Source organism: Methylobacillus gramineus, assembly GCF_020532675.1.
GTDB classification, from domain to species: Bacteria; Pseudomonadota; Gammaproteobacteria; order Burkholderiales; family Methylophilaceae; genus Methylobacillus; species Methylobacillus gramineus.
Window position 1 is genome coordinate 1,276,079 of sequence record NZ_JAJAVE010000001.1, and the last position, 16,835, is coordinate 1,292,913.

Here is a 16,835-nt window from a genome sequence, read left to right on the forward strand (position 1 = left end):
TTTTTAAGCCTTTACTGCTGCAACTGCCTGCTGGGCAGCGTCAGTCAGACCTGCAGCAGAGATAATCGATAAACCGCTCTCGCTCAACATCTTGCGACCAAGCTCGACATTGGTGCCTTCCAGGCGCACGACGACGGGAATCTGGATACCCACTTCCTTCACCGCGGTAATAATGCCTTCGGCGATGATATCGCAGCGCATGATGCCACCAAAGATATTGACCAGAATGGCTTTAACGTTGGTATCGGCAAGAATAATCTTGAAGGCACGGGACACCGTACTGGCTGTGGCACCGCCACCTACATCGAGGAAGTTGGCAGGTGCGCCACCATGCAGCTTGATCAGGTCCATGGTGGCCATGGCCAGGCCAGCCCCATTCACCATACAGCCAATACTGCCATTGAGGGCAATATAATTGAGCCCTGCATTGTGGGCCTCGGCTTCCTTGGCATCGTCCTGGCTCCAGTCGCGCAGCTCTGCAAGATCACGACGGCGATAAAGCGCATTGTCATCCACACTGATCTTGCAATCCAGGGCCACCAGGCCTCCTTCAGCAGTCACGACCAGCGGGTTGATTTCGAGCAAGGCAAGATCGTTCTCCTTGAACAAACGGTACAAGCCCTTGGCCAGCTTGGTAAACGCAGCCACTTGTTCGCCAACCAGACCCAACGCAAATGCAATATTACGTGCCTGGTAATCCACCAGGCCGTTCAAGGGATCACAGACTTCCTGCAGAATTTTTTCCGGGCTGTGCTGGGCAATTTCCTCAATATCCATGCCACCAGCTTCGGATGCCACCAGCACCACGCGCTCCAGCGATCTATCCACCAACATGGAGAGATAGAGCTCACGTGCAATCGGCAGGGTTTCCTCAACCAGCACTTTCTCGACAGGCTGACCATCCGGCGCATTCTGGTAAGTGACCAGACGTTTGCCCAGCAGGCTGACGGCAACATCCTGGACTTCATCCAGGCTGCGTACCAGCTTGACCCCGCCTGACTTGCCACGACCGCCCGCATGCACTTGGGCCTTGACTACCCATGCATTGCCTTCCAGGGCTCTTGCTGCTTCGACCGCAGCCTGGGCTGTTTCCGCCACCTGGCTACGTGGCACAGGCACTCCGTAACGCTGCAACAATTGCTTGGCCTGATACTCATGCAAATTCATGTCTGTACTTTTAATGATTGGCTAATAGCGTATTTTCTCGCAAAACCGTGTAATACGCCAGAGAATAGGCCTGCTGCCTTGATTGCATCACCTAAATAATGCAGCAAAGCCAGGTGTATAATTTGCGCTTGCCTCATTCTCATAGATAAAATTCATTTATGCGCCTCGTTATCCAGGGTTTGTCCATTAGCTACCAGCAGCTCACCCACATTCACCAATTAAGCAGTCGCCATCACCAGCAATTCATCCAGATTGCCGAACATGCCTACTACCTCCCCAACCAACAGGAAATCCCCCTGGAGGTAAAAGCCTTCTGCGACCAGCAGAGCCTGGATGTTGCCTTGGTCAATGATCAGCATACGCTGCACAATCTAGGTCTGGCCGTCATGGACATGGACTCGACCCTGATCACCATTGAGTGCATAGACGAGATTGCCGACATGCAAGGCCTCAAGCCTCAAGTCGCCGCCATCACTGAAAGTTCCATGCGCGGCGAGATCGAATTTGCCGAAAGCCTGCGCCGCCGTGTAGCCCTGTTGCAAGGCCTTGAGGCTACCGCTTTGCAACGCGTGCTGGATGAGCGCCTGCAATTGACCCCGGGCGCGCAAGCCTGGATCAAGGCCTGCAAGGAAAACAATATCAAGACCATGCTGGTATCCGGCGGCTTTGACTTCTTTGCTGATCGCGTCAAGGACATGCTGGGACTCACCGTTGCCAAGGCGAATGCACTGGAAATTATCGACGGAAAATTGACTGGCCGCCTGCTGGGTGACATTGTCGATGCACAATCTAAAGCAGATTATCTGGAACGCTTCCGCCAGGAATTGGGTCTGAGGCAGGATCAGGTAGTCGCGATTGGCGACGGAGCCAATGATTTACGCATGATGGCAGCAGCTGGTTCAGGCGTGGCCTACCATGCCAAGCCTGTGGTACAGCAACAAGCCACCTATGCACTTAACCACGTTAACCTGGAAGGGCTGGTCAACCTGTTTACCCCAGTGACGGCCAGTTCCGCACACTCTTGTCATTAAGGAATATGCATATGTTATCCAAGCGTTTTATTCACCTCTTTACCATGGTACTGCTCATGCTCGGCTCACTGCATGCCGTGGCGCAACCGCTGGCTGAGATCAAGACCAACCAGGGTACGATTGTGGTGGATCTCAACAGTGAAAAAGCGCCTAACTCCGTAGCCAATTTTGTGCGCTATGCCAAGGAAGGCCATTATGCCGGCACTATTTTCCATCGTGTCATTCCTGGCTTCATGATTCAGGGTGGTGGCATGGACACCAACCTGGAACTCAAACCCACCCACGCCCCTATCAAAAATGAAGCCGACAATGGCCTCACCAATATGACAGGCACCATCGCCATGGCACGTACAGGCGACCCCCACTCAGCCAGTGACCAGTTTTTTATCAACGTTGCCAACAATGCATCGCTCAACTTTTCTGAACGCTCGGATACTGGCTGGGGCTATACCGTATTTGGCCGCGTGATCCATGGCATGGACGTGGTACAACGTATTGCCCTGATGCCAACCGATGGCGGCGACATTCCCTTCCAGAATATCGTCATTGAGTCAGTCACCATCAAGGAATAAAACCCGCAGGCAAAAAAAAGCCCGACATATGGAAAGCATGTCGGGCCAAAGACTCAATCATTAGACTCGGAGATGAGCAAGAATGAGTCGAGGAGATGATTCGTCAATGAATCCTTACTGTACTTACAGACTGAACACGTTCATGGCACCACCGCCAGGGGCGGCGTTCCAGTCTTTCAGTTCCTTATAGCCACCGGCAGAACCAAGGCCATCAGTGTCACTGGTCAGGCCCAGGTTCATGGCCACACCAGCCCAGCCCCCAATCCCAGACAACACACCCACATACTGCTTACCCTTGACGCTATAGGTGATGGCATTACCCACTACACCAGAACCCACTTGCGCCTTCCACAGCTCCTTGCCAGTCTTGGCATCAATAGCCTTGAACCAACGATCAAGCGTGCCGTAGAACACCAGGTCTGAACCGGTCACCAGCGCACCGCCCCAGGCAGAGAACTTTTCCTTGTTGTACCAAACTGCCTTGCCCTTGAGACCGTCCCAAGCCATGAACCCACCCATGACACCATCCGGGCCTGCAAACATGGTCAGGGTTGAACCTACCCATGGCTGACCAGCAATGTACTTGGACTCTGTGGGTTCATACGTCATGCACACGTGGTTGAGCGGTACATAGAACAATTTTGTCCTGGGTGAGAACGCTGCAGGTTGCTCATCCTTCACTCCCAAAGCCGAGGGACAAATCCCCTGTGCGTTGTAGTCCTGGTGGGTGGAGAACCTGGGATCTTTTTGTGGAATACCCGTAGTCAGGTCAATCGACTTCGCCCAGTTAACGAACGGATGCATCTTCTCAGCCACCAGCAAAGTGCCATTGGTACGGTCAAAGGTGTACCCAAAACCATTGCGGTCAAAGTGGGTGCCCAGCTTCTTGCCTTGTGCATCCCACAGGATAGTTTCGTTCATGCCGTCATAATCCCACTCATCATGGGGTGTCATCTGATAACCCCACTTGGCAAAGCCAGTATCCACATCCCGCGCAAAAATGGTCATGGACCACTTGTTGTCACCTGGGCGTACATCTGGATTCCAGGTGCCTGGGTTACCCGTGCCGTAATACATCAGGTTCAAGGTAGGGTCATATGAGTACCAACCCCAGGTTGGGCCACCACCATGCTCCCAGCCATTCTTAACGGCTTGTGGCTTGAGCCAGGTTTTCACACCCAGGTCCGTTTCCGGAAACTTGAGCTTTTCCTTGGTCAATGCCTTGAATGAACCGCCCTCGCGATTACCACCATTGACATCTTCATACAGGGACAAGGCGCTGTAATGCGGGTTGTCCTTGTTGAAATCCTTGCCAATCAGAGCATCAGCATCAGTACCTGTGCTGTAGGCACGCCATACCAGGCTGCCATCCTTGATATTGTAAGCAGTGATATAGCAACGTACGCCGTATTCACCACCAGAACAGCCGGTAATCACCTTGTCCTTGATCACGTGAGGAGCATTGGTGGTAGAAGCACCCTCCTTGGTATCAACCACCTTCACATCCCATTTCTTTGCACCAGTCTTGGCATCAAGCGCGACCAAGACACCGTCGTTCTGTTGCAGGAAAATCTTGCCATCGCCGTAACTCAGGCCACGGTTAACGTTATCGCAACACAACAAGGCCTGTACTGATGGGTCCTGCTTGGGGAAATACGACCAGACAATCTTCTGGTTATTGTTCAAATCCAGGGCGTAAACGTTATTGGGAAACGCCGTATGGATATACATTACGCCATTGACTACCAAGGGTGCGCCTTCATGTCCACGATTCACCCCAGTGGCAAATGTCCAGCTGTACTTCAGGTTTTTAACGTTGCCCTTGTTGATCTGCGCCAACGCACTGTATCCAGTATTGGCAAAATCCTTGCGCGGATGTGCCCATTGGGAATCATCCTTGATCAGCTTGTTCAACTCCTCGTCTGCCCATGCCTGCGAAACCATCAGGCTCAGCAATCCGGCACCCAGTGCCAATGTTATTGGTTTTGCTTTCACGCCATTCTCCATAGTCGATTACATAGTCGAATTAATTTTTTTATATGCCACATACTTCTCCAGGAATTTTTCCTGGTGTAATCCTTATGGCAAGCACTGTGCCAAGTTGTCCATCCCGCAGCATCAATCCTGCAAACCCAATAGCAACAAGCCTGACAGCGATCATCAGCAAAAGCATTTATGATGCAGTTACTTAGCCTCCAAACGATAAGTTGTGCCAGCATTGAACAGATGCTACATTGGCTGGCACAGATTCCACTTTTATATTCAGGCTTTTATATGCAGAACCCCGCCAGCAATTACTCCCAGTTACTGAATGCCAGAAATGAGTTTCTTGCCCGCGGTGTGGTGGAAGATGGCCAGATTGCAGAGGAGATACAACGTTCCTGGCGTCGTTGTGTTGAAAATGGCATGGATGCCGACTCCCCAATACGTACGGAAATCCTGACCCGGCAGGAGTTGCGCCTCAAGCAGGAAACCCATCATTTATTGCTCTCGCAGGCGCGTCCGGAAATGGATAGCCTGAATGAGCAGATCAGCCATACACGTAGTGTGATCGTGCTCACTGATAATGAAGGCATCATCCTGCACAGCCTGGGGAATAGCGAATTCCTGAATGACGCCCAGCGTATTGCCTTAATGCCAGGCTGTTCATGGCAGGAAAGCCTGCGCGGCACCAATGCGATTGGTACCGCCTTGGTAGAACGATCCGCCATGACAGTCCAGGGGGCTGAACATTTCCTGGATCGCAACCATGTACTTGGCTGCTCTGCAGTCCCGATATTCAACGCGGGCAATGAGGTGATGGGCACGCTGGACGTTTCCACCGATATCAACATGCCACAGCAGCACACCCTGGCACTCGTGCGCATGTCAGCGCAGATGATAGAAAACCGTTTATTTACTGCCAGCCATAGCGGGGCATACTCTTTACACTTCCACTCACGTGCTGAATTCATCGGGACATTATGGGAAGGCATCGCCATTTTTGATCATGAAGATCGCCTGGTCGCGCTCAACCGTAGTGGGCAGTTTCAATTGGGATTATCGGCAGATCGCATGCAAGGGCTGCGTTTTGAACACCTGTTTGACGCCCTGCCAGTGACTCATGACCGCTCAGGCAAGCAGGAAAACTTCATTTTCCCTATGCATACCAGCCATCAGGCCCGCATCTATGCCCGCATGGAATCCAGGCAGACCAGGACGGAATCCGCTATTACGCCTGTCGCGCCGACAAGGCGCAACTGTGCAGCCAGCCTGGATATGCTGGATACTGGGGACACCCGCGTGTCTCAAGTCATCAGTCAGGTCAAGCGCGTGATAGACCAGCAGATTCCCATCCTGATTGAAGGTGAAACAGGCGCAGGTAAGGAACTATTTGCCCGTGCCATTCATGAGGTCAGCAGTCGCCGAGATGGTCCCTGGATTGCCGTCAACTGTGCAGCCTTGCCTGAAGGCTTGATCGAATCAGAGTTATTCGGCTATGAAGAAGGCGCTTTTACTGGTGCTCGCCGCAAAGGTAGTCCAGGCAAGCTGGAACAAGCTGATGGCGGCACCCTGTTTCTGGACGAAATCGGCGATATGCCTATGGCACTGCAAGCAAGATTGCTGCGTGTATTGCAGGAACGCAGTGTCACGCCACTGGGCAGCAGCAAGGCCAAACCCGTGGACTTTGCATTACTGAGCGCGACCAACCAGAAGCTACGTGAAAAAGTGGAAAGTGGTGAGTTCCGCCGCGATCTTTACTACCGACTCAATGGCCTGACCATCAATTTGCCCGCATTGAGACAACGTGATGATTTGCGTGCATTGATCGCCACTATCCTGCAGACGGAAAATGCGACCAATGCCAAGATTGATGAAGAAGTCATGCAACTGTTTGAATCCCACCCCTGGCCCGGCAATATCCGCCAACTGCACAATGTGCTGAGAACCGCACTGGCATTGGCTGGCGGCGACACCATCCAGCATATGCACTTGACCGGTGATTTTTTTGATGACATGGATAGATACCCGCAACAGACGATCTCAGCCGATACACTCACTAGCCTTACCTCTGATGCCATCAAAGCCGCATTACAAACGCATAGCGGTAATATTTCCGCAGTGGCAAGACAACTAGGCATCAGCCGTAACACGCTTTACCGGCGCATGCGCGAGATGAACCTGGCTTGAAGAACTTCAGTTAAAGCCAACACACTGGTTTAGCAGGCACTTGGGGGAAATGGCAGGAACGTTCTCTATGGCAAGTAGCTAAACCTTAGCCAATAAATCCAGCTCTGCCTCACTAAACCCAGCCGCCTTGCGCGCCGGAAAGTTAAAAGGCCCTCTCATTTTCGGTGCCTCGTATTGCACTGTCAGCTGTGCATAAGTCGCGATTGGCTCCAGGCCTCGCTGATCACACAACCAGCCATACCAATGGTTACCGATTGCCACATGCCCAATTTCGTCGCGCAACAGCACATCGAGAATAGCGGCCGCTGCCATATCTCCCGCCTGGGCCAATTTGGCCCTGAGCGGCGGCGATGCATCAAGACCACGCGCTTCCATGGTGCGGGGCACAAGCGCCATACGTGCCAGCACATCATCACTGGTTTTCGCTACCATTTCCCAGAGGCTGTCATGCCCATTGAAATCACCATAATCGTGTCCCAAACTATTTAAGTGTGCACTCAGCATGGTGAAATGCAGGGCTTCTTCTGCTGCCACCAATAGCCAATCTGCATAATATTTTGCAGGCATGTCAGGAAAGCGCCAGACCGCATCCAGGGCCAGGTTGATGGCATTGAATTCTATATGCGCCAGGGCATGGATTAATGCTGCCCGCCCTTCTGGGGTATTCATGGCGCGTCGCTTGACCTGTAAGGGAGAAACCAGATCAGGTCGATCTGGCCGCCCCGGAATCATCTGGACTGGTGTCAATTCTGCCCCAACATCCAGCTTCACCTGCCCGGCCAGCCAGGCTTGGCGTAACAAGGCGACTCCTTCCGCCTTCATCCTGGCATTGGGCTCACAGAGCCAGGCCAAGGCTTGCTGTCTTAACTCGATGGAATGCTGCCCGCTATTGTCAGAATGAATATGCATGGCGGCAATTTTAATCGGCTCGCCATTAAATACCAAACGGCATCGCACAGGACTGGTGAATATTAAGGCCCATTGCAATTGACTGAATCATTCATGCACAAGAAACCTACAGCATCTGGCGTAAATCCAACCCATTTAAATGATATTCATTATCACTTAAATGGTAAAATGCGGCAGGCACTTGCCGACAAAAAATTTCAGGGAAGAATAGATTCATGTTCAAGAAAGTATTACTAGCCGGGGGCTACGCCTGTGCGCAGTTTGGCGCAGGCATGGCTTTTGCCGAGGACACCTCCGGCCAGGAGCAGTTACCCGAGATCCGCATCCAGTCTGAGCGTCAAACAGAATCCGCCACCGCACCGTTCAACGGTTACAAGGCCAACCGCGCGCAAAGTGCTACCAAAACCAATGCCAGCCTCAATGAAACAGCGCAATCCATCAGCGTGATCGGCAGCGAGCAGATACGCGATCAGGGTGCACAATCACTCGCAGAAGCCTTGCGTTCGGTGGCCGGGGTTGATGCCGGACAGCGTGGCCGTCGTGGGCTGGATGACTTTTCCATCCGTGGGTTTGTGCAAAGCGATTATGTGCTGCGTGATGGCATGCGTATGTCGTATGACCTCGCGTGGATACAGGCAGAGCCTTTTGGTCTTGAACGCATCGAGGTGCTGAAAGGCCCGGCCTCGGTACTCTATGGACAAACCGGCCCTGGTGGCTTCGTCAACCTGGTCAGCAAACGTCCCACCGACAAGCCCATCGCCCAGATTGGGTTTGGCTTGGGTAATTATCAGCAAAAACAGGTTACCGCCGACTTCTCCGACGCCCTAAATCAGTCCGGCTCTGTGCGTTACCGCCTGGTAGCTGCCTCCTCTGCCAGTGATGACCAGGTCGATTTTGTCGATCGCCAGCGCACCTATGTGGCGCCATCGCTTACCTGGGATATCAGTGACAATACCAGCCTGACCATACTCACCAGCTATCAGAAAAGCCAGTATGTGCCGGTACGCGGATTGCCGGCCGCCGGGACAATATTGCCCAACCGCAATGGCAATGTTTCATTCAGCCGATTTATCGGCTTTCCCGGAATAGACAAATACACTACGGAACAGACATTGTTCGGCTACGAGTTCTCGCATGCCTTCAATGACAATCTGCAGTTCAAGCAAAACCTGCGCTATAACACGCTGAATCTGAATGGCTGGTTCGCAGAAGCCGATGCCAACTCTTTAGCGGCCAACCAGCGTGACTACACCCGCAGACTGTCCTACAGAAACCTGTCGGCACAGATGTGGACTATCGATAATCAATTATCAGCAAAATTCAGCACTGGGGCAGTGAAACACAATGTGCTGCTGGGTATGGATACCCTGCGCTTCTACCTGAACCGCGAGTATGCACAGCAGGCAAATGGCAACAGAACAGCCATCAACCTGTTCAACCCGGTGTATTCCGCTCCTCGTGCCCTGGCAGTCACGCCAGCCAGTACCGGCAGCGACGAACTCACGCAATATGGCCTTTACCTGCAAGACCTGATCAAGTTCGGTGATGGCTGGAACCTGCAACTGGGATTACGCCGTGATGAGTCAGAAATCACGCAAAAACGCATCAATGGTAGCAATACAAAGACAGACCCTGGCAAGACCACAGCCAAGGCAGGCCTGCTCTATGCCTTTGACAATGGCTGGTCGCCCTATGTGAGTTACAGCGAATCCTTTGTACCGCTCACTGGCAGCACATTTGATGGCTCGCCATTCAAGCCAGAAACCGGCAAGCAGAATGAAATCGGCATCAAGTATGAGTCGAACAGCAAGCGCTTTGGTGCAACCTTTGCCCTGTATGACCTGAAGCGCCAGAACATCTCGACCACTGACCCGGCCAACTCCGGCTTCAATATCCAGACTGGCGAGCAGCGGCACAAAGGGCTTGAAATCGAAGCGACGGGACAAGTGACAGATTACCTTAACCTGGTTGCCAGCTATACCTATGTGGATGCCGAAGTCACCAAAAGCACCACCGCAACCTTGGGCAAGCGTCCCATCCTGGTTGCTAAAAACATGGCAAACATCTGGGCAACGTATGACCTGGTGCAATGGTTGCCAGGCCTCAGTGTTGGAGCCGGTGCCCGTTATATCGGTGAACAGGCTGGCGATGCCAACAACACCTTCAATGTGCCGCATTACACCCTGTTTGACGCCGCTCTGTATTACAACACCGGTGCATGGCGCTTCGCCCTCAATGCACGCAACCTGGCCGACAAGGAATATGTCGCGGGCTGTGCCAGTATTGGTGCCTGTTACACTGGCGACCCGCGCATGGTGATGCTGACCGCCAATTACAGCTTCAAATAGCACGTTATCCGCTCCCACAAAAAAGTCACCTCCGGGTGGCTTTTTCATGCACGTCTACTGCCCGGATATCTTAATGCAGGTGTACCCAGGTCACTGTACCTGCCTTCATATCAGGCACTAGTAAGGTCTTGCCATCAGGGGTGATACCGATATCTGCCGCACTCTGAAAACCTTCCTTAACCAGTTTCACCTCATCTTCAATGCTCAGGCTGTATATTTTTCCATTGAGAAAGTCGCTGATGTAAATGCTGTTATTGGCTGCCAGCACCAGACCATCACCACCGCCAAAGCCTTCGGCCAGCTGAATGAGGTGCTGATTAGGAATATCGAGGCGATACAAGATACCGGTTGCAAAATCAACAAAGATCAACATATCGCCGGTGTCATCCATCAACAAGCCATTGGGGGCCATGATGCGTGGATTCTGCTGGTGGTTGATCAACGTCGTGACTTTTCCTGCCGGGTTGATCTTGTAAATGGCACCCGCTGCTCCACCCTTCTTTTCAATATCGCCGCTTTCACTCACATAGAGATTGCCTTGCAGGTCAGGCTCCAGATCATTGAGAAACAAGGGTGGTGTCGGGAATGCCGTCTTCTCCACAAATACTGTCCATTTACCGTTAGGCGCTACCTTGAGTATACGGTCCTTATCCGCGACATACAGATGCTCACCGATAAACGCCAGCCCCTTTGGGTCATTCATGCCTTTGGCAAACACCTTGACCTTGCCACTGCTGCTCACCACGCTGATCTGGCCATCTCCGTCCTTGTTGAACTCGCCAATTTCCGACACAAACACCCTGCCCTGCTTGTCCACTACCACCGATTCTGGCGCCTTGAAACCTGACAGTTTCTTTGCATCATGGGCATGGGCAATGCCACTCGCCATCAGCAACAAGGCCAAGATGGCGGTTTTGAAACGGTTCTCCATGGTCACTCTCCTCAATTGTCATTATTAGTCAGCACCTTGGCTATTAATTAGCCAAAGGTGCAGCGCTTCCGATTATGCGATTGAACGGGGACAAACTCAACCCGGAATCATGCCTGACACCATGTGGAGAATGACAGGGCAAGGAATGATAATTAGCGGGACTGCTTGTGATGATGTGGCTGCAAGAATGGCGTCAGTACCAACATCACAACGGCCACACACACTAACAGCCAGATAGCGGCATGAAAATCTTGTGTCAGGTCACGGATATAGCCTACTGACAGTGGCCCGGCGGCGGCAATCAGATACCCAACCGTCAACACAAAGGCATTCCATGCATTGGCCTCATCCACACTATGCGTGTTATCCAATGGCAAGGTCATGCCCAGCGTGAATGCGCCACCCAAGCCAAAAGCACAGAGGGCTATGCTGAGAAATGGTGCCAGCATGGGGGCCATTGCCAACATCACCAGGCCAATCACGGCGAGTAGAGCACATGCGGCCAGCCAGCCTCTTCTATCCACAGATAGGCTGAGTGCTCCCAGGATGGGGTTGGCACACATGAATACAGCCGTAAACGACGCCAGCACAAACCCAGCAATAGTGGGTGTCAGGCCGTATTCAATATACATGGGCGCCGTCCATGACAGCACCGCATAAAACAGGAAATTATCCGCAGCAAAAAACAATGCCACCATCCATGCCGTTGGGTTGCTAAATGGCAGCCGGGCTGGCTTGGCAACAGGCTGATTGACTTCTCCCTGCCTACGCTCACGCACGGACATCAATGCCCATGCCACAACGGCAATCAAGGCAAACACACTCCATATGCCAGCCCCCATACGCCAGCCACTGGCGGCTTGCATGGCAACCGGGCCACTCGCTGCGGCGGAAATCGTGCTGCCAAATGATAGCGCGGTTGCATAAATTCCCATGACCATAGCCGCCCTGGTGGGAAAATTACCCTTGATATACCCCGCCATGAGGGCACCCGCCACGGCAATCCCAGCACCCACGCCAGCCGTGCTTAACAACAATATGTCAGTCGTACTGGAAAATGCCCGCGCCATCACAGTCACACACAACAAAAGCAAAGCGGATAACAACACAGGATTACGCCCATATCGCCGTGCAAGCCAGGGAGTTGGCAATGCCAGCAAGCCCATCAGCAGGTCAGGGATAGTCGTGAGCAGGGAAGCTACCGTATGGGAAAGCTGGAACTCATCAATAATGGAGGGCAGCAATGGCCCCATGGACACAATACCAGGACGTAGTGCAATCGCGACCAGAACGATAGCCGCTATTGCCAGCCAGCGTTTATCCGCGAGAAGGCTGGTATGCGCTAACGGTGTTTCTGGGGAGGAGGGATCAGTAACTGCCGGGATGATAGGCGCGGACGCCGTTGAAAATAATTCATATTGATCATCTTGCTCTATCCTGCCGCTCATCACGCCCGCTCCACTGACTCAGCCAAAGCATCAATATACGGAGGCGTGCCTCCTGCCACCATACGTTATCTTGCGTAGCAGCAGCGAGGAGAAGAGGTCACGGCTGCAGCGGGAAAAATGCTGCAGCTGTTAAAGCTGTTACTTGGCGGGCGGCACTATCCCTGGCAACAGGGACAACATGGCACAGGGGGTGTAGGTTTCCTTGCTGGAAATACCGTGATCAATCAATTTCTGTATGCCTGGGTCTGCCTTCATTTTGTCAGCAACGCGCTGGATAGCCAGGTCATACGCAGCCTGCACGCTGTTCGCAGGGAGAATATCAAGGTCACCACTATAACGCGACTCGCCTATAAAACTGGCAATCGCACGCCCGCTGCCGGTATAGACCGTCGCCTTGATAGTGCCGTAGAAGTTGCGCATGTGCGGGTTGTAGAACATTTTTGGCTGTACCCACAATAAGACATTGCCGGTCACGCCAGCTTCACACATCACGGCCTGACCAAATTTTTCACTCAAGGTCTTGGTCAACACGGGCTCCACCAAGGGCCCCTGTGCAAACCAGTAATCCTTCATGAAATGCCAAAGCTTGATCTGGTTGGTATATTCATGAGGGCTGATATAGACCACAAGCTTGTTCGGGACATCATGGCTGGCCACTTCCTCAGCGTGCGCCAATGTACTTGCCAGCAACAGTGCCACCAGACTGGTACAGAGTTTTTTCATTGTTTCCATCCTCAAAAATTACTTTTTACTATAGCTAATACGATACACCAAACCAGCCCTGTCATCCGATACATACAGTGCACCATCCGGCCCGACCACTACATCCACCGGACGCCCCCAGGCGCCGTTTCTGGTCTGCCAGCCCGTGACAAAGTCCTCCACCGCGACTGGCTTATTGTCCTTGAACTTGATACGTACCAGCTTGTAGCCATATGGTTGCACCCGGTTCCATGAACCATGCATGGCAACAATGGCGTCACTCTTGTACTCGCCAGGGAAAGCCGCTTTATCGAGAAAAGTAATTCCCAGCGGGGTGGAATGCGCACGCAAGGTAATGGCAGGCGGTTGAATATTGCTGCAGAAACCTGGCTTGCCAGGAAAATTCGGGTCAGTGACGCGATTGCCCCAGCAATGAGGCCAGCCATAGTGCTTGCCCGGTTCGATATGGTTGATATGCTCAGGCGGCAATTCATCATTCATGGCACCACCCTTGGTGTCAGAACGCATATCTGCGCCATTGTTGGTGGCATACAAATCATTGGTACCTGGCTGCCATGCCATGCCCTGTGAGTTGCGCAGTCCTTGTGCCCAGATTGCATTCCTGGCACCACTGACACTACCGTCAGGGGAGCCAGCAGGTTTTCCATCAATGGTGTAACGTAGGATAGTCGCGCGTAATGGATCACTTTCAGTGCAGATATTGCAACTGGAGCCCACGTTGAGATAGAGATGCTCATCGGGCCCGTATTTGATGGTTTTCAAGGTATGGCCCCCAGTTGGCAGACCGGAAATTATCGGCGTCAGCTTGGTCACCGGGCCGCTGCCATTCTTGCGTTCCGCGCGCACTACCCCATCCTGATTGGATATGAACATTTGACCTTGGGCGAATACCAGGCTGTTCGGGGCATTGAGGCCTTCTGCTGCCACGATGATTTCATCTGCTTGACCATCATGATTACGGTCCGGCAGCATGTAAACCTTATTATCCCCGCTGCTGGCGAGGTACAGGTGACCATCTGGGCCAAAAGTCATGAATCGCGGTTCTCGAACATCATTCCCGGAGGCAGGATTCAGTTTGGCAAATGTGCTGATCTGGAAACCAGCTGGTAACTTGAGGCTGGCTGCCACATCTTCTGGCACCTTGGTCACAGCCGCTACTGTGGTACAGGCAAGCAGGGAAGCGCTAGCCACCAGGCATAGCATCAGGCGAGCGGGCATCAATGATTCCACATGATTTCTCCGGGGTTATAGGAAATGTATGGTCGGCTAGGTTAAAGCGTCTGACCAGATATTACGAGCCCAGGATTGCGCATAGGTTCCCTCAAGATCGGAGGGCGCATCGGAAAGCCCGCCACCGTCCATGGTCACCATCAACTTCTTTTCTGCATCATAGCGGTAGACATTCGCCACATGGACAGCCATGCGATCACTGACAAAGCTATAGCACGTATTGGCAAATACCGGCTCTGGGTCAGGCTCCTGCCCACTCATGATGGCGACGATGGCATTGGCACAGACATGCGCATGAGAGGTGGCGATGTGCGCAGATTTCGGCTGCGGGGAGAACACCGCATCACCCAGCACATGCACCTCAGATGCAATGGTGGAAGCATAACTGCGGAAATCCACTGCACACCAGTTGCTATCAACATTGAGCAGACCCGCCATTTGCGCAGGCTTGCCAGCACGTTGCGGAGGAATGATATTCAGCACATCCGCCTTGACGTGCTCAAACTCGGTTTCAACCTCGCGCGTGACTGGGTTTACATGCAAGACCGTACTGTTGGGGCGATAATCGACAATGCCTGGATAAAGCGCTTTCCAGGCGTTCAGGAACAATGCCTTCTTGGAAACAATGTCCGGGTTGGCATCCAGCACAATAATCTTGGATTTGGGTTTGTACTGCTTGAGATAAAGCGCCACTTGGCAAGTACGTTCATAAGGCCCGGGTGGACAGCGGAACGGCGCTTTGGGAATACTGATCACCACGACGCCACCATCGGGCATGGATTCCAGTTGCTGACGCAGGTTCACCGTTTGGGGCCCGGCTTTCCAGGCATGGGGGACCAGTCGTTGTGCTTCAGCATGCTGCATCTCAGGCCATGCCGAATAATTGAAATCAACACCAGGCGCAATCACCAGGCGGTCGTAAGTCATTTCACCCCGACGCATGGTGACCTTGCGCGCAGTCGTATCAATATGCGTCACTTGATCATGTACCCACTGGATACCATGATGTTGCTGCAGCAGATCATAGCCAAACGTCAGGTCATTGATACTGCGGCTGCCACCCAGCACGAGGTTGCTCAACGGGCAGGATACAAACTGTGTATTCTGCTCAATTACCACCACCTCTATGCCATAGCCGCTCCAGATCCGCAGATATTTGGCCAGCGTCGTGCCTGCATATCCGGCCCCTATGACCACTACCCTGCCCTGCACTTTTTTGGCAGGCGCGGCATGCGCTTCAAACCATGGCATACCGATCAACCCGCTAGCCGCCAGTTGCTTGATAAAATCACGACGCTGCATAGGCGTTATTCATGTTGCAAATCCAGGGGTTGGGCTTGTGGCTCAATCACGGCCTGAGGCGGCTGCACGGAAAAATATTCAGCCAGCGCCGTGATTTCGGCTTCGGTCAGGCCTTTGGCATGCTGATGCATCACGGTAGCGGCTTGTGAACCAGTGCGATATGCCTGCATTTTGGCGACAAAAGTCGGAGCATCCATGCCTGCCAGGCTCAGAAAGCCTGTAGCACTATGCCCATTGGTGCCATGGCAGACGGCACAGGATGCCGCCAGTGTAAGGGTGTGAGCGGGAAAACTTGCGGGTTCCGCATATACACCAGTTGCTGACAGCAATAACAAGCCTGACCAGAAACGGGTGTATACAGGAAATCTCATCAGTTGCCTGAGACGATCTGGCAGATGAGTAATGGGCGATGGATCCGCCCATTCAATGCTGACACTAACAGATTAGTTGCACTTTTCTTCTTGGCAGCCATCATCTTTGGCACCTGCGGCAGTCAGAAGAGCAACCATGTCCGTGAGGCCTTCATCGCGCAATGCGCGAATAATGGAGACATTGCCACGCAGCTTGGCATTGACATCGGCACCATGCGCAATCAGGTAATTCACCACATCCTTGTTGCCTTGATAAGCTGCGAGATGCAGTGCAGTCATCTTGGTAATGGGGTGTTTGTAGTTGACATCAGCGCCCTTTTCAATGAAGAACTTGACTGGCACCAGCTGACCCTTGTTGGCTGCAATTTGCAGGCCAGTCCAGGCAAAAAACATTTCATCCACTTCATAAGGATGCTGGAAATACTTCTTCACCACCTTCATATTGCTCTTGCCGATGGCATCGGTATATTCCACTTGCTGATCCTCGGCATGCGCCACCCAGGTAAACCCGAGCATCAGCACTACCAGCACTGCCTTTAACATCTTGTTCATGCTACTTCTCCAATAGTTATAGTCTCTAAATATCGTGTGCTTAAGCACATCTATTGATTGCTACTGTGGTACTACCAACCG

14 protein-coding genes are annotated in these 16,835 nt (G+C 52.7%); 4 read left to right on the forward strand and 10 right to left on the reverse strand.

Going from position 1 to position 16,835, the window contains the following annotated elements; genetic code table 11:
* Nucleotides 1–3: 3 nt before the first annotated feature.
* Complete coding sequence (gene sucC / locus LG201_RS05970; protein ID WP_226771246.1) at nucleotides 4–1,167, reverse strand: ADP-forming succinate--CoA ligase subunit beta; 1,164 nt, start codon at nucleotides 1,165–1,167, stop codon at nucleotides 4–6.
* A gap of 158 nt (nucleotides 1,168–1,325) precedes the next feature.
* On the opposite strand from sucC, the gene serB reads away from it, so the two are divergent.
* The gene (serB, locus tag LG201_RS05975) at nucleotides 1,326–2,198 is read left to right on the forward strand and encodes a phosphoserine phosphatase SerB (protein WP_226771247.1); all 873 of its coding nucleotides are present in this window, start codon (nucleotides 1,326–1,328) and stop codon (nucleotides 2,196–2,198) included.
* A gap of 11 nt (nucleotides 2,199–2,209) precedes the next feature.
* Nucleotides 2,210–2,770 (forward strand): peptidylprolyl isomerase, encoded by a 561-nt coding sequence (locus tag LG201_RS05980; RefSeq protein ID WP_264193269.1) that lies wholly within the window; start codon nucleotides 2,210–2,212, stop codon nucleotides 2,768–2,770.
* A 123-nt stretch (nucleotides 2,771–2,893) separates the two neighbouring features.
* On the opposite strand, the gene LG201_RS05985 is transcribed toward LG201_RS05980, so the two are convergent.
* Nucleotides 2,894–4,714: a methanol/ethanol family PQQ-dependent dehydrogenase gene (locus LG201_RS05985; protein WP_226771934.1), complete on the reverse strand. Its 1,821-nt coding sequence runs from the start codon at nucleotides 4,712–4,714 to the stop codon at nucleotides 2,894–2,896.
* 330 nt (nucleotides 4,715–5,044) lie between these two features.
* On the opposite strand from LG201_RS05985, the gene LG201_RS05990 reads away from it, so the two are divergent.
* Nucleotides 5,045–6,940 (forward strand): sigma-54-dependent Fis family transcriptional regulator, encoded by a 1,896-nt coding sequence (locus LG201_RS05990; protein WP_226771248.1) that lies wholly within the window; start codon nucleotides 5,045–5,047, stop codon nucleotides 6,938–6,940.
* Between the two features lie 78 nt (nucleotides 6,941–7,018).
* Here LG201_RS05990 and LG201_RS05995 read toward each other — a convergent pair whose 3' ends face one another.
* Nucleotides 7,019–7,849 (reverse strand): ferritin-like domain-containing protein, encoded by an 831-nt coding sequence (locus LG201_RS05995; RefSeq protein WP_226771935.1) that lies wholly within the window; start codon nucleotides 7,847–7,849, stop codon nucleotides 7,019–7,021.
* A gap of 215 nt (nucleotides 7,850–8,064) precedes the next feature.
* Between LG201_RS05995 and LG201_RS06000 the strand changes: the two genes are divergently transcribed.
* Nucleotides 8,065–10,197 carry a TonB-dependent siderophore receptor gene (locus LG201_RS06000; protein ID WP_226771249.1) on the forward strand — a complete coding sequence of 711 codons (2,133 nt, stop codon included), beginning with the start codon at nucleotides 8,065–8,067 and terminating at the stop codon, nucleotides 10,195–10,197.
* 70 nt (nucleotides 10,198–10,267) lie between these two features.
* On the opposite strand, the gene LG201_RS06005 is transcribed toward LG201_RS06000, so the two are convergent.
* The 7 genes from LG201_RS06005 to LG201_RS06035 form a co-directional block, all read right to left on the reverse strand.
* Nucleotides 10,268–11,128 (reverse strand): SMP-30/gluconolactonase/LRE family protein, encoded by an 861-nt coding sequence (locus LG201_RS06005; RefSeq protein WP_226771250.1) that lies wholly within the window; start codon nucleotides 11,126–11,128, stop codon nucleotides 10,268–10,270.
* A gap of 152 nt (nucleotides 11,129–11,280) precedes the next feature.
* Nucleotides 11,281–12,576 (reverse strand): MFS transporter, encoded by a 1,296-nt coding sequence (locus LG201_RS06010; protein ID WP_226771251.1) that lies wholly within the window; start codon nucleotides 12,574–12,576, stop codon nucleotides 11,281–11,283.
* Nucleotides 12,577–12,714: 138 nt separating this feature from the next.
* On the reverse strand, nucleotides 12,715–13,299 hold the full coding sequence (locus tag LG201_RS06015; protein ID WP_226771252.1) for a hypothetical protein: 585 nt from the start codon (nucleotides 13,297–13,299) through the stop codon (nucleotides 12,715–12,717).
* 18 nt (nucleotides 13,300–13,317) lie between these two features.
* Nucleotides 13,318–14,529, reverse strand: a complete 1,212-nt coding sequence (locus tag LG201_RS06020; RefSeq protein WP_226771253.1) for a PQQ-dependent sugar dehydrogenase — start codon at nucleotides 14,527–14,529, stop codon at nucleotides 13,318–13,320.
* 36 nt (nucleotides 14,530–14,565) lie between these two features.
* Nucleotides 14,566–15,831, reverse strand: a complete 1,266-nt coding sequence (locus tag LG201_RS06025) for an NAD(P)/FAD-dependent oxidoreductase (RefSeq protein ID WP_226771254.1) — start codon at nucleotides 15,829–15,831, stop codon at nucleotides 14,566–14,568.
* 5 nt (nucleotides 15,832–15,836) lie between these two features.
* The gene (locus LG201_RS06030; RefSeq protein WP_226771255.1) at nucleotides 15,837–16,202 is read right to left on the reverse strand and encodes a c-type cytochrome; all 366 of its coding nucleotides are present in this window, start codon (nucleotides 16,200–16,202) and stop codon (nucleotides 15,837–15,839) included.
* Nucleotides 16,203–16,274: 72 nt separating this feature from the next.
* Nucleotides 16,275–16,754 (reverse strand): ankyrin repeat domain-containing protein, encoded by a 480-nt coding sequence (locus LG201_RS06035; protein ID WP_226771256.1) that lies wholly within the window; start codon nucleotides 16,752–16,754, stop codon nucleotides 16,275–16,277.
* Between the last annotated feature and the right edge of the window lie 81 nt (nucleotides 16,755–16,835).